General features: G+C 65.8%; 8 protein-coding genes. 4 read left to right on the top strand and 4 right to left on the bottom strand.

Annotation, left to right across the window (positions count from 1 at the left end; translation table 11 throughout):
- The first annotated feature begins 409 nt into the window (after positions 1 to 409).
- Both OIE13_RS34135 and OIE13_RS34140 read left to right on the top strand, forming a co-directional pair.
- Complete coding sequence (locus OIE13_RS34135) at positions 410 to 6,928, top strand: polymorphic toxin-type HINT domain-containing protein (RefSeq protein WP_326829246.1); 6,519 nt, start codon at positions 410 to 412, stop codon at positions 6,926 to 6,928.
- 135 nt (positions 6,929 to 7,063) lie between these two features.
- Positions 7,064 to 7,372 carry a hypothetical protein gene (locus OIE13_RS34140; protein WP_326829247.1) on the top strand — a complete coding sequence of 103 codons (309 nt, stop codon included), beginning with the start codon at positions 7,064 to 7,066 and terminating at the stop codon, positions 7,370 to 7,372.
- Here OIE13_RS34140 and OIE13_RS34145 read toward each other — a convergent pair.
- The 3 genes from OIE13_RS34145 to OIE13_RS34155 all read right to left on the bottom strand — a co-directional run bounded on the left by OIE13_RS34145 (position 7,366) and on the right by OIE13_RS34155 (position 9,320).
- The gene (locus OIE13_RS34145) at positions 7,366 to 7,701 is read right to left on the bottom strand and encodes a site-specific integrase (protein WP_326830331.1); all 336 of its coding nucleotides are present in this window, start codon (positions 7,699 to 7,701) and stop codon (positions 7,366 to 7,368) included. The genes OIE13_RS34140 and OIE13_RS34145 overlap by 7 nt on opposite strands.
- 616 nt (positions 7,702 to 8,317) lie before the next feature.
- Positions 8,318 to 8,947, bottom strand: coding sequence for an ATP-binding protein (locus OIE13_RS34150; RefSeq protein ID WP_326829248.1), 630 nt, complete (start codon positions 8,945 to 8,947; stop codon positions 8,318 to 8,320).
- Positions 8,904 to 9,320 (bottom strand): hypothetical protein, encoded by a 417-nt coding sequence (locus OIE13_RS34155; protein ID WP_326829249.1) that lies wholly within the window; start codon positions 9,318 to 9,320, stop codon positions 8,904 to 8,906. Before OIE13_RS34155 ends, OIE13_RS34150 begins: the two co-directional genes overlap by 44 nt.
- Positions 9,321 to 10,075: 755 nt before the next feature.
- Between OIE13_RS34155 and OIE13_RS34160 the strand changes: the two genes are divergently transcribed.
- Positions 10,076 to 11,353 carry a helix-turn-helix domain-containing protein gene (locus OIE13_RS34160; RefSeq protein ID WP_326829250.1) on the top strand — a complete coding sequence of 426 codons (1,278 nt, stop codon included), beginning with the start codon at positions 10,076 to 10,078 and terminating at the stop codon, positions 11,351 to 11,353.
- Entirely contained in the window at positions 11,350 to 13,128 is a 1,779-nt protein-coding gene (locus OIE13_RS34165; RefSeq protein WP_326829252.1) for a S9 family peptidase, read from the top strand. Before OIE13_RS34160 ends, OIE13_RS34165 begins: the two co-directional genes overlap by 4 nt.
- Before the next feature lie 283 nt (positions 13,129 to 13,411).
- Here OIE13_RS34165 and OIE13_RS34170 read toward each other — a convergent pair whose 3' ends face one another.
- Complete coding sequence (locus OIE13_RS34170) at positions 13,412 to 13,612, bottom strand: hypothetical protein (RefSeq protein ID WP_326829253.1); 201 nt, start codon at positions 13,610 to 13,612, stop codon at positions 13,412 to 13,414.
- Positions 13,613 to 14,221 lie beyond the last annotated feature (609 nt).

The raw sequence follows: 14,221 nt of genomic DNA on the forward strand, positions 1-14,221 counted from the left end.
CTTAACAAGGTCTCGGAGTTGTGGCATTGCGGCGGATCATTGCCCCGAGTAACTGGTAAGACACTTTCCTGTGTGTTGACCATTCTTGTCATCTCGATCAACCTCCACGGTGATCGTCCTTTTATTCGCTCTTTATCTGCTCTCTGACGAATGAGGCCCCTCTCCCGGGGTCTGCGTCAGCGTGCCTGCGGAAGGGTTCGGGATGCGGGTTCGGCGCGTGCGAGTTCGGCTGATTGCCCTGGTGATCGGGGTTGTGATGGCGGTCCTGATCTCCGGGGTGGGAGTTCCCGAACGCCTGGTTCAACCAGCGGCCGCAGCCGTTCCCGCATCGAATCCCGAGCCGTCGGTGGATGGACGTGCCGTACCGAAACCCAAGCTCGGCAAGGGTGCGGAGGAAAGCGCGCCCGTAGTGAAGCGAAAGGATCCGGTGTGGCCCAAGCCGGGCAGCGCCGAGGTGGAGGTGAAATCCACTCTGGTGCGGGCCGGTGAGTTGCCGGTCCGGGTGGGCGCGGTGAACTCCGGCGCCGAGGTCGGCACGGTGAAGGTGGAGACGCTGCCGGTCGAGGCGGTGCGCAAGCTGGGCGGAGTGGGGGTGGCAGCCCGGATCGAGCGCGCCGACGGCGGCGATCAACCCGGGAAGGTTCGGGCGGAGTTCTCCTACGCGAGCTTCCGCGACGGGTTCGGCGGTAACTTCGCCGGCCGTCTGCAGATTCTGCGGCTGCCCGCCTGCGCGATCCAGACGCCGCGTGCGCGGGAGTGCGTGGTCCGCCCGCAGGTGGTCAAGACCTCCAACGACCTCAAATCCGGTGTGCTGGTGGCGGAGGTGGAGATCGGCCAGGCCACACCGGCCAAGGTCCCCGCGCCGGCGAAGGGTGATGTGAAGGCGGCGGCGAAGGCCACCGCCGAGGCGGCGGCGGCCAAGCAACTCGCCGAAGGCTCGGTGTATCTGATGGCCGCCGGGCTGACCGGCCCGGACGGCAACTTCGGCGCCACCGACCTCAAGCCGTCCGGAACCTGGCAGGCAGGCACCTCGGGCGGGTCGTTCAGTTACGACTACCCACTGCCCGAAGCACCGTCGCCGATCGGCAACGGCCCTGAGCTGTCGCTGGGCTACGACGCCTCGTCGGTGGACGGTCAGGGTAACTGGACCAACAACCAGTCAAGTGCGGTCGGGGCGGGCTGGGAACTCAACACGGGTTTCATCGAGCGTAAGTTCCGCCGCTGCGTCGTGGACAACTTCTACAACGAGCAAGCCGACCTGATCTGGACGGCCGAGGAGATCGGCACCTTCGGCAAGGCGTTGTGCTGGGAGTCGCCCGACGCCAACGACAACGACGCCTCGACCACCGACATGACCCAATCCGAGCTGGTGCTCAACGTCGGCGGCCGCTCGGCGCAGATCGTCAAGGACCGGATCTCGGGGCTGTGGAAGACGGTGCCGGACTTCGGCTGGAAGATCGAGCAGCTGACCGGCGGCGCCGACAGCCAGGCGTACTGGAAGGTGACCTCGGCCGAGGGGCAGGTCTCGCGGTTCGGCTATCGCAAGGACGCCCAGTGGCAGGTTCCCTACGTCGGTAACGAGTCCGGCGAGCCGTGCTACGACCGGTATATCGCCGATGCGATCCCGCCGACCTGTACCGGGGTGTGGCGGTGGAATCTGGACCAGTCGATCGACGCCAACGAGAACGTCATCGACTACACCTATAACCGGGAGACCAACTGGTTCTGTCTGCCCAGTTGCCTTCATGAGAGCTACCGGGTGCTGCCCTATGACCGGGGCGGGTTCCTGGCCAAGGCCGAGTGGGGCCACAACACGCAGGTGGCGGGCAGCGTGCCGACCACCCGAACCACCTTCACCGCCTCCGACCGGGGCACGACGGACGTGCCGACCGACCTCAAATGTGACGTTCAGGTCGGGTGCGCCAACGGGGCGATCGCCTTCTACTCCACTCGCAAACTGGATTCGGTGCTGACCGAGTCGCTCAACCCGGCCACCAGCGCGTGGGATCCGGTGACCCGGCTGAACATGACCTACACATGGGTCTACACCCGCACCGACTTCGGCGCGCCGTACGATCCGCTGCTGTGGCTGGACACGATCCAGCAGACCGGCCTGGCCGGCGGGAGCATCACGCTGCCTGCGACCGACTTCGACGCGACCATGCTGGCCGGGAAGATGGTCTACGACGACATCTCCGACTGGACCGACCTGCTGTCATGGCGGATGGTGCCCCGAATCGGCGCGATCGCCAACGGGATGGGCGGGCGGATCGAGGTCGCCTACGGCCAGGCCGACTCGTGCTCGGGCGGCAAGGGCCGCGACGGCACCAACTACCACGCCGACCATGTCGGCGACTGCTACAAGATCGATATGAGCGAGGGCGGCAACGAAGCCTGGACGCTGTACTACAAACAGCTGGTCACCAAGGTCACCGAACGCGACATGGTCGCGGCCTCCCCGGACATGGTCAACGGCTACGAGTATCTGGGCGGCCCTGGCTGGGCTTCACCGGTGGAGTACGCCCAACCGGGGCTGGTGCCGCCGTCGACCGACTGGCGCGGGTACGCCACCGTGCGCACCACCCGGGGATCGGGTTCGGATCCGGCTGACTTCACCGTCACCTCCGATACCTTCCTGCGCGGCATGGGCACCTCCGTCACCGACTTCGAGGGCGGCACGGTCACCGACGTCAAAGCCCTGCAAGGTCAGGTGCTGCAAGAGCAGAGCTGGAAGCTGACCTCTTTGAGCCCGCGCACCTTCGCCGAGGTCGAGTCGACCAGATATGAGTACACGGTCCAGTCCACCGGCAGTGGCCCAGGGGTGCAGGATCCGGCATTCGTGCTGCGTACCAAGGAACGCGCCCGGGAGCAGGTGAGTGGCGGTACGTGGCGGTGGACCGAGTCACGGACCGCCTATAACGCCGACGGCCTGCCGATCAAGGTCAACGACTACGGCGACACCGCTACGGCGACCGACAACACGTGCTCCACCACGACGTATGCCCGCAACGTCGCCGCCGGGCAGTGGTTCACCAACCTGCCCTCGACCGTCGAGCGGCGTGCAGGCGACGACTGCGCCACCGGCGCGGTGCTCGGTAAGAGCATCAGCCTGTATGACGGTGGGACCGATCCGGCGACCAACGCCCCCAGCGACGGCAACGTCACCGAGACCCGCAGCTACGCCGGCGCCACCAGCGTCTCCACGACGAAGGCGACCTTCGATGACTACGGCCGGCCGCTGACGTCCACCGACGCACTGAACAAGACCACGACCACCACGTACGCTCCGGCGGTGGGCTGGCCGAGCGTCGGCGCCACCGTCACCAACCCGCTCGGTCACACCGTCACCACCACATCCTCGCACCTGAGTGGGTTGCCGTCCTCGCTGGTCGACGCCAACAACAAACGGCTGGAAATCGACTACGACGCACTCGGTCGGACCACCACCCTGTGGGGTCCGGGCGAGCCGCGCGGCGGCGGCACCCCGACCGCGACCGTCGCCTACGATGTCTCGGCCACCGCACCGGCCAAGACGACGATGCGCAAGCTGTTGTCCGGCACCGGAACGAACGCGAAATACCTCACCACCTACTCCTACGACGACGGCCTCGGCCGGACCCGCGAGGCCCAATCGGCCTCCCCGGCGGGCGGCCGGATCGTGGTGGCCACCACCTACGACGCCCGCGGCCTGACCAGGGCCGTCACCCAGCCGGCCTACAACACCGGCGCGCCGGGCAGCGGCCTGCTCAACCCGGTGCTCACGGCCCTGCCGCAGTGGACCGAGACGCTGTATGACACCCTGCAGCGGCCGACCGCGGTGATCGAGCGCAGTCTGGCCGCCGAGCTACGCCGTACCACCACCGCCTACCCCGGTGCCGATCGCATCGAGGTCACCCCGCCGGTCGGCGGCAAGACCGCCACCGTCTCGGACGCGGCCGGGCGGACGGTGAAGACCGAGGAGTGGAAGGACGCGGCCGTCCACCACGACACCACCTACGGCTACAACGTCTCCGGCCAGTTGGCCAAGGTCACCGACGCCAATGGCAACGTCCGCACCTTCGGCTACGACTGGCTTGGCCGGCGCACCGCTTCCACCGGCCCTGACTCAGGCAGCGGCACCACCGGCTACGACGCGATGGGCCGGATCCTGTGGGGCATCGACGGTAACGGCACGAAGATCTCCTACAGCTACGACGACCTCGGACGGCGCACCGCCCAATGGGTCGGCGAGGCCGGGACCGGTACCAAGGCCGCCGAATGGGTTTACGACACCCTCGCCAAGGGGCGGTTGACGTCGGCAACCCGTTATGTCGGCACCAGCGCCTATACCGATGCCGTCACCGGCTATGACGACTCCTATCGGCCGACCGGCACCAAGCTCACCATCCCCGGCTCCGAGGGCGCTCTGGCCGGTGACTACGCCTTCACCGCCGCCTACGACCGGGCCGGCAATCCCACAGGGCAGGGCATGCCCGCCGCCGGTGGCCTTTCCGCCGAGACGCTCGCCCTGTCCTACACCGACCTCGGCCTGCCCAAGACGCTGACCTCGAACCACGGTGGCTCCACCACCTACGTCAAAGACACGCTCTACTCGGAGACCGCCAGGCTGTCGGAGCGGCATTACGGGGCGAACGCCCAGGTGAAGCGGACCTTCACCTGGGATACGGCGACCGGCTGGCTGTCGCGGTTGACCACCACCGCCAAGGCCGACACCGCCACCCCGGTCACAGCCCAAGATGATCAGGTCACCTACAACGCCGCCGGTGAGATCACCCGGATCCTGGACGCCGCCTCCGCCGTCCCCGGCACCACACCGGGCCAGTCCGAGTGCTTCACCTACGACGGCCTGTCCCGGCTGAGCGCGGCATTCACCACCACCGCCTCCTCCTGCGCCACCGGCCCAGCCAGCGGGGGCGTCGACCCCTACAACCACAGCTACGCCTACGACGGCGTCGGCAACCTCACCAGCCTGACCGACGGGGCGACCACCGCCACCTACACCTACCCCGCCCCAGGCGCCTCGGCGACGCGGCCCAACGCGGTCACCTCCATCGCCCGCGCCGGCGGCACCGTCGGCACCGACACCTACGGCTACGACAACGCCGGGCAGCTGACCGCCCGCACCGTCGACGGCAAGCAGGGCACCTTCACCTGGAACCCGCTCGGCCAACTGGACAAGGCCGTCATCGACGGTGCGGAAACCTCCATGGTCTACGACGCCGACGGCGAACGGCTGATCCGCCGCGAACCCGACGGCACCGCCACCCTCTACCTGGGCGCGATGGAACTGGAGCTGTCCGGCGGAACGGTCAAGGCCACCCGCTACTACACCGGCCCCGACGGCTCCACCGTCGCACTGCGCACCAGCGCCGGCATCAAATGGCTGGCCTCCGGGCTGCACGGCTCCACCCAGCTGGCCGTCGACGACGCCACCGGCCAGGTCGCCCGCGAACGCTACCTGCCCTACGGCAAGCGCCGCGGCTCCGACGACCTGCCCTTCACCGACCGCGGCTTCCTCGGCAAGATCGAAGACGACTCCACCGGCCTGAACTACCTCTCGGCCCGCTACTACGACCCCTCCATCGCCAAGTTCGTCTCCACCGACCCGCTACTCAGCCTCGACAAACCTCAGTGGCTCAACCCCTACAGCTACGGGGGCAACAACCCGATCGGAGCATCCGACCCCACCGGGCTGCGCCCTGAGGCGCCCACCGGCAAGGCCGACCCCTGTTCCAAGCCCAGCAGCCGGGCCTGCAAGCTTCAGCGCAAGCAACAGGCCGAGGCCAACGCCGCCGCCGCGAAGGCCGAAGTCGACCGGCAGTTCAAGCTGATGCTCGACGCGGTCCTGGCCCTGGCCAAGATCGCCGCCGATGAACTCGGCATCACCGCCGGCATCCAGTGCTTCACCACCGGCAACCTCGGCGCGTGCGGTGAAACGGCGCTCAACGTCCTCGGCTCCCTCGCCGGCGGCCTCGCCGGCAAACTCGCCACCAAGTATGCCCTGCCCTGGAAGTGGAAGAAGGCCTACGAGCTCGGCAAGAAGCTCTGGAAACACGCGGGCGACGCCATCAACGCCTTCAAGAGCTGGATCTCGGCCAAGGACAAACTGAAGATCACCGAAAAGGCCAGGGAAGTAGCTCAAAAAGCCTACGCGGCATGCGGAAAGCCGAGCAGTTTCGTGCCCGGTACCAAGGTGGCGATGGCCGACGGCACTGAAAAGCCCATCGAACAGATCAAGGTCGGCGACAAGGTCGTCGCTACCGACCCCGAAACTGGCACCACGACAGCGAAGCCCGTTATCGCGCTCATCACCAGCCGGGGTGTCAAGAATCTGGTACAGATCACCGTCGACACCGACGGCGACAAGGGAACCGCCACCGGTATCGTTATCGCCACCGACGAGCACCCCTTCTGGGTCAGCGATCAGCGCGCCTGGGTGCAGGCCACAAAACTCCAGCCGGGGAAATGGTTGCGGACCAGCGCCGGTGACGAGCTCCAAGTCGTGGAAATTGCGAAGTGGACTACTGGTCACCAGCGTGTTCACAACCTAACAGTTTCTGACATTCACACGTACTACGTGCTGGCAGGGGCCACGCCGGTACTCGTACACAATGCCGGTTCGGATGATGACTGTATCCCCGGCTATGAAAACCCTGGCCACCATGACCCGCGCGGTGGTCCGAATCCGTATAATCCCAACAAGGGTGTCTTGCCAACTGACGCGGCAGAGCAGTTTCAAAACAGTACGCTTCTGGACGGGGTGCGCTGGACAAAAATCGGCTCCGGCAAGAAAGCTGTCTACTATCGATATTCAAATGACGAACACGGGAATTGGCATTGGAGTGGAAGCTCTAATGGTGTCGATAGTCGGGGCAATCCTGTAGAGATTCCCTTGAACCATATCCCTATTCAGATCCGGCGGAGGTAATGGTTGAGGTTCCTGGACGATAGTGGTCGAGTTGGGTTGCTCGTAAGCCCCGTCCTTGGCCACCGTATGTTCCGATTCCAGCTGGTCGTAGACGGCCAACTGGTGGGCGATCGGGATGGGTGCATCCTCGGGTCGGTGATGACGCAGCTCAAAAATCGGCCGCATATAGACGATAAAAGGCTCGATCTGCTGGATGCCGATCCTGCCGAATTCATGGAGCTGCTTGCCGTCGACGAATTTCTCCACGACTCGACCATTATGTCGAGCGTAGAGTCACTGGATCGGTGGACGGTGTACAGTTATGTGCGCGCTGGGCAGTTTATCATCGTGGCACAGGAAGTCGCAGGGCAGGATGCCAGTCCAATTTTCGTCGCAGGTGTCGATGAAGTCGAGTTCAACTCGATCGTTGACGCAGCTCGAAGGTATTGGCTGGAGTCTCAGTGACGTAGGAGGGGCTTTCGTCGGTTCGGGTGGATCGAGCGGACCGAGGATGGGAGCCGCTTCAGGCGCTGCTGGTCGCGGTGGCGGGTCAGGGAGGCGATGGCCTCGCGGGGTAGGGCGATCCGGCGTTCGGAGCTGGGGGTCTTGGTCGGGCTGATGACCAGGCCGGTACCGGGGACATATTGCAGGGTCTGGCGAATGGCCAGGATGCCGCCGGTCAGGTCCAAGTCGCTCCAGCGCAGGCCGAGGAGTTCGCCGCGCCGCATGCCGGTGCGGAGCGCGAGGTCGAACAGGGCGTGCAGGCGGAAGCCTTGGGCGGCATCTAGGAAGATGCGAGCTTCGGCCGGGGTAAAGGGTTCGGTGCGTTGCTGGCGGCCGCATGTGCTTGGCCGGAGCCGTGGGGCGGTTGAGTGTGTCGTGTCAGGTTCGAGGTGATGTTTCGGGGGCGACGAGTTCGACCTCGAACCCGCTGTTCACGGGTAAGAGCCCCGCCTACATAGCGCATCACATCAGGGTCGGCATCGAGCTCGACCTGATATTCAAGATGCTCATCGGACAGCGGAACCAGATGGACCCGTTTGGTGCGCAAGATCGCCTGAGACATGACGCAAAATATCTCAAACAGCAAGATGAAGGATCAAATGAATACTTCGGGTGCTCGCGGCGCGTCCGCATCGGGCCGCACCAGACGCCGCGCGGCCCGCACTCCGTGCGAACGACGAGACTTCCGGCACACACCCTAGCCGCCAGCGCTTTCGTCCCCCCCTCGGGCGCCGGGGTTGGGGCGGGGTGGTGCGGCCAGTGTCCGAACACGGACATATCCGAGACCGGGCATGGCGCGGCGACGCGCGGGCCGAGGCAGTCGCCTGGCCATGGTCGGTCGATCGAGGCCGGGTGGTGAGGTGTGACGGCGCGGTCCCTTCGGGCTCGCGCCGCCACGCCGGTCTTTCAGCGGAGTTCGAACCAGATGACGGTTGCGGTGGGGTCGCGGTGGAAGCCCCAGCGGGTGGCGAGTTCGTTGACGAGCAGGAGGCCACGGCCGCCGGTGGCGTTGGGGCGGGGGGCTCTGGTGCAGGGGATCTGTGCGGAGCCGGGGTCCTGGACGGTGACGATGACGCCGTGCGGGAGGAAGGCCACCGTGACGACGAACTCCCGTGGCCGGTCGCCAGGTGTGGTGTCCGCGGTTCCGGTGTCTGAGGTTCTGGCGCCTGAGGTTCCGGTGTTGGTCGCTCTGGCGTCGGTTGGTTCGGCGTCAACCGGCTCGGTGTCGGTTGGCCTGGTGGAGTGTTCGACGGCGTTGGTGGCCAGCTCGCTGGTGAGCAGCATGGCGTCGTCGCGGAGCGGGTGGTCGTCGCCGAGGATCTCGGCGACGAAGTTCCGCGCGGGCCTGACCTGGTCGGGGGTGGCCGTGAACCGCTGGGAGATGACGGGGGTGTGGTTCGGCGTCGTCGACCAGCCGGGTATCCGGCCCAGGTACGGCGACCACATCGTGGCAGCCGGTCCGGTGGCGTCGCCGGTTGTCGTCCGGAATCGGTCAGCGAGCACGCCGACGAGTACGGACAGGAGTCGCGCGGCCATCCCGGTCACCTCCCTTGCTCGTGATCTTGATGCTCTGGCTGCCTCCGGCGACCCTGATGTCCCTGACGGCCGTTCGGTGGTCGGTGTCGGCCAGGGGGTGTGGTGGCTGGTCGTGCTGTTCGGGGTGGGGGTGGAAGTCCTCGATGTGCCGCATCCGTGCGGCCAGGTCGGCGGGGGTGTCGGCCTCGATCAGGCCGATGTGCTGCCGACACCGGGCGGGGGAGAGGGCCCACCACTGTTCGGTGGCCTTGCCGTACCAGAGGCACCAAGCGGGAAAGCGGAGCGTCAGCGTGCGCAGCGCCTGAGGGATGGTGCCTTCTTCACCGGGCTCGTACCGGGGCGGGATGGGTGCTCCGGGAGGTGGCGGGTTCATGCCGTCACCCCCTTCCGGTACGACTCGCGCCTGCCGGGCCGTATACCCGGCGGCGATTCGCGCCCGTACGGTGTCATGGCCGGTCGCGAGTGGCGTCCCCGGCTGATGGGAGAACCCACGAGGGGATGGCTCGGCGGGCGCGGAGCCACGGTGGCCGGTACGGGAGGCGCGGGCAGTCGGCCACAGAGCCCGAGGCGGCGCCGGGTCATCATCCGGGTACGGACCTGGGCCGGGGTGGGCTGCTCCCACAGGTGACCGGGCCGATGCGGCAGGCTGGCGGCGTCGTGCGCGTACGGGGGGTGGCCGCACCAGCGGCAGCCGAGGGGCGAGGGCGGTTGTTCGGCATGCCAGCGGATCCTGACGATCCTGATAGGTCTATTAGGGTTGGCCACGGGTCGCACCTTCCTGTGCGATCAAGGCTCTGTCAGGTGACGCTACTCGCCTGGCAGAGCCGTTTTTTTGTGGGTTCTTGAGCTCGCTGGTCGCGCGTTCTCAGGTGGAGTGGCTCCGCTCGTCAGACCGCCGCCAGTTCGGGCAGTGGACGCGCCTGGTGGAGTTCGACGTAGCGCAGCGTGATTCACCATGGGCGTCGTCTGCGTTCTCGGGGGCGCGTTTCCCCGGCCGATCGGGGGCATGTATCGAGGCGATGCTCATGGCGTCCATCTCTCACGATCCGGCTTGCTCAAGGTGCTGACAGCAGACCGCACGACCTGATTTGCTCGCAACGAACAGCAAAAACAGCAGGGAGTGTTCAAATGGTTACCGAAAGGAAAGGGGGTCGTGGACGGCCGGCCAAGGCCCTCGACCCCGGCTCGTCACTGCTCGCCACGCTGGGATCCAGGATGCGCGAACTCCGCAAGGCGCGCTCGCTCACGCTGATGGAGCTCGGCGAGCTGACCGGATACTCCTGGCAACACCTCGGCGCCGTGGAACGGGCCTCGGTCGCTCCCTCGGAGTCCGTGGTCATCGCATGCGACACCGCGCTCGGCGCGGGCGGGACGCTCAACGGCATGCTCCCTGGCGTCATTCGCGAGCAGGCACATCTCCGCCATCGCAGTGAAGCCGCGCGGAGACCCAATCCGGAGACACCGGATTCCGGCGTCGACTGGGGACGGCTCAGCACATGTGGCAAGCGCGCTTCGACAATCACCTCCGCCGTGGTGGAGGACATCGAAATGATCACCGTGCACCAGCGCCGCCTCTACCACGAACTGACGTCGGCGGAGATGCTCGTTCCGGTCGACGGCCACCTCGCTCTCCTGCTCTCTCTTCTGGAGGCTCCCGCCCCTGACAAGCTGCGGCGGCGGATCGCCTACGCGGCGGGGGAGGCAGCCGGATTCGCGGCGTGGATCTGGTTCGATCTCGGTGATCACTTCGCGATGGGCCACCGGTATGCCACGGCTCTGGACGCCCTGGGGGAAGCAGGTGACAGGGGACTCCGGTCTTATGTCAGCGCCTACCGGACCATCACCGCAGACGCGGCCGGGCGGCCCGAGGAGGCCGTCCAGCATGCCTCAGCTGCTCTGGACATAGCCGGTCGCTCTGTCACCCACGTGACGCGGGCCTGGCTGCATGCCATCAGTGCCACCGCACGCGTCCACGCGGGTGACGGTAGAGCGGCTCTGGCCGAACTCAACAAGGCGGACAGAGCCTTGGAACGGGCCGGCGACGAGCGGGATGAATGGATGTACGACTTCGACCGCGAGCGGCTGCTCGGCTACGAGGGGAACTGCCTCCTTGAACTCGGTCGCTACGCCCAGGCCGCCCGCTCCTTCGAGCACGCCATCGGCGGCGTTCCCACCACGTGCGTACGCCGCAAGGCAGAGCTCACCGTGGACCTGGCGCAGGCGCGGCTCGGAGAAGGCGAACCCGCCGAGGCCGTACGGCTGGCCCAGGAGGCCATCGCTGTATTCGCCCGACGAGGATCGGTCGCCGGGATGTCGCGGGTCCATCGCTTTCGTGATCGGGTGGCGGGCCAGCAGCCCGCGGTCGCTCGCGATCTGGATGACTTCGTCCGATCATGGCAAGGGTGAACCCTGTCCCCGCCGAACTCGTCGCTCGCGCCACCGTCTCCTATGACGCCGTCCAAGCGGTCGGCGAGACCGTCTACTGGATTGAGGGGCGGGCGGACGGAGACGTGCTCGTACGTTGGACCGCCGCCGACGGTCGCCAGGACGTGCTGCCGGAGGGGTTCCACGTCGTCTCCCACGTGCACGAGTACGGCGGAGGCGCTTACCTGGCCACCGAGCGGGACGTGTGGTTCTGCGACGCCGACGACCAGCGGGTCTACCACGTACGCGACCATCGGCACCCCATACCGGTGACTCCCGTTCCCGCCTCGCCGGGAGCCCTCCGCTACGCCGACCTCCGCCTCCTGCCGGGTACGAACAATCTGGTCTCCGTCCGGGAACGACACGAGGAAACCCTTGTCCACAACGAGCTGGTCATCCTGCCTGGTGATGGATCCGCCGAGCCGACGGTTATCGCGTCCGGTGACGACTTCTACATGTCCCCGGAGCCTAGCCCTGACGGGAGGCAACTGACCTGGGTCTCATGGAACGCCCCGCGCATGCCCTGGGACGGCGCCCGGCTCTGGTTGGCCGACTTCCGGCCTGACGGCACCCTCACCGGTACGAGGTTGGTCGCGGGAGGGGATGACGAATCGGTGTGCCAGCCGCGGTGGAGCGGCGACGGGACGCTGTACTTCGTCTCCGACCGCTCCGGCTGGTGGAACCTGTACGCCTGGCGTGATGACCATATCGAGCCGGTCATCACGGGGGAATTCGAGGTTGCGGCGGCTCCCTGGGAGTTCGGCTACCGCACTTATGAGATCCAGGATTCCCAGATCACGGCCATCATCCAGCAGGGGCCGTCGCATTCCTTGGTGACAAGGCGCCTCGACGGCGACCTCGAACGGCGGGCCCTGCCGTACACCTCGATCAAGCCCTACCTGGCCACGGCAGGCCGGAACATCGCCTTCATCGGCTCCAGTCCCATGCGGTTGCCCACGGTGGTGCTGGCCGAGCCCGACGGTTCTGTCCATGAGCTCACCTCGGCCGACGTCACCCTTGACCTGGCATCGCTCGTCCGGCCGGAGCCCTTCACCTTCGGTACTCGCGACGGAGGTGAGGCGCACGGCCTCTACTACCCGCCCTTGGGAGGGAGCGATCGGCCTCCGCCATTGCTCGTACGGGCTCATCCCGGGCCGACGGCGAATTGGCCCCTGCGGCTGGACCTCCACGCGCAGTACTTCACGAGCCGAGGTTTCGCCGTTGCTGATGTCGATTACCGGGGGAGTACCGGGTACGGCCGCGCGTACAGGCTGGAGCTCCGTCGCCGGTGGGGGGTGGTCGATGCCACCGACTGTGCTGACGCGGCTCGTCATCTGGTGTCCGCCGGTCGGGCGGATCCTGGACGGATGGCGATCTGGGGTGCCAGCGCCGGCGGATATACCGTTTTGCGGGCCTTGGCGAGCACCGATGTGTTCGCGACTGGGATCGCTAGGTCAGCTGTGGTCGACCCTGGGAGCTGGGGCAGGGCCGCACCCAAGTTCCAGGCTCATCACGCGGAGCTGCTTCGTGCTGAGCTCTCTGGCGAGCCCGAAGCCGCGATTCAGCGCCTGCTCCTCCTGGTTCACGGAGATGAGGATCACGTAACCCCGCTGAACCAGGTTCGGGCTTTTGCCCAGCAGTTGGGTCCAGGCGCACGTCTTGTCATCGTCACCGGAGTGGATCACACCTTGCGGGAGTCTGCCAACATTCACCATGTTCTCTGCGTGGAGTTGCAGCATGTTCGAGACATCTGCTAAGGCATGTGCGGGTAGGGAGAAAATCGTCGCGCCGTCTGGCATGGCGGTTGTGGTGCGGCAAGCGGGAGGCTGAGAGGAGGCACCTCACTCCTTCCGATAGTGCAGGCCTGTACGGATCTTGCTGGATCTTGAGCGATATAACTATCGGGAGCGGATCCGTCGGCTTGAGGTACGCATGCACATTCTCTGACCTGGTGACTCAGCGTCCGATCGGGGGAAGTGAATCACGTGTAGCGCACAGTCTCGGCGGGGATGCCCCCGCCGAGACTGCTGGACTGTTCGTCTAGGACGACGTTCCCATCAGAAAATGGGCGAGCGCCAGGAGGATGGGGACCGTAACCCCGAACCCACCCGCCCCTGTCAGGATGGCGTTAGGCAGGCTCATGCCTCCAAGTTTCGCCAACCAGACGCCAACGATGCCGACGATCACGGCCGAGATGAGGATGATTGCCGCCAGTAGCGCACGAACAACCGACTGTTCCATACGTTCTCCAGGGTTGCCAGGCTTGACTCACCGGACCTGGATTGCAAGCTGGGTCGCGCACTGGTTAGTCTGCTTGTGGGTAAGCGTTCAGCATCTGACCTGCTAGCCGGTCCGGTGATGAAATTGCTTCAGGGCTCGGGACCGCGCGAACGGTTTCGAGCCCTCTCGTTTTTCGCCCATCTACCGGCGAAAAACGTTGATACGTCTGTTGGCGAACTTGACTTCCGCTTAATGGAACGAGGGTTCGGATTTCAAGGCTTCGAGACAAGAAGAAGATTCATTCGGGGCGGTGATCGCCCGCCGCATGGGGCATGGTCGCCCTCGGTCGGCATCACGGCTTTTCTCCATCGTTTGTCGAGTGATTTGTCGGTTCGGAGGTGCGTCCTGACTCTAACAGGAGATGGTCGGGGTCGCGAGCGCCAAACGAGTACCAAGTGGTTATATGCATCAAGGTGGCGACAACACTCTTTCTGTACGGATAATGCGCCTTCAGTGATAACAACGCTCTTTCTGCACGGATGATGCACCCTCTGCGTAGATTGCCAAAAGGGTTGGTGCTTGTGTATCGTCTGTTATTTACGCGACGAACATTACATAGAGTAATAAACA

Origin of the sequence: Streptosporangium sp. NBC_01810 (assembly GCF_035917355.1) — a bacterium.
Classification (GTDB): domain Bacteria; phylum Actinomycetota; class Actinomycetes; order Streptosporangiales; family Streptosporangiaceae; genus Streptosporangium.

Coding starts and splice junctions, on each gene's coding strand:
- OIE13_RS34160 (WP_326829250.1), top strand. CDS start 10,076: ATGGTTACCGAAAGGAAAGGGGGTCGTGGACGGCCGGCCAAGGCCCTC.
- OIE13_RS34155 (WP_326829249.1), bottom strand. CDS start 9,320: ATGAACCCGCCACCTCCCGGAGCACCCATCCCGCCCCGGTACGAGCCC.
- OIE13_RS34170 (WP_326829253.1), bottom strand. CDS start 13,612: ATGGAACAGTCGGTTGTTCGTGCGCTACTGGCGGCAATCATCCTCATC.
- OIE13_RS34150 (WP_326829248.1), bottom strand. CDS start 8,947: ATGGCCGCGCGACTCCTGTCCGTACTCGTCGGCGTGCTCGCTGACCGA.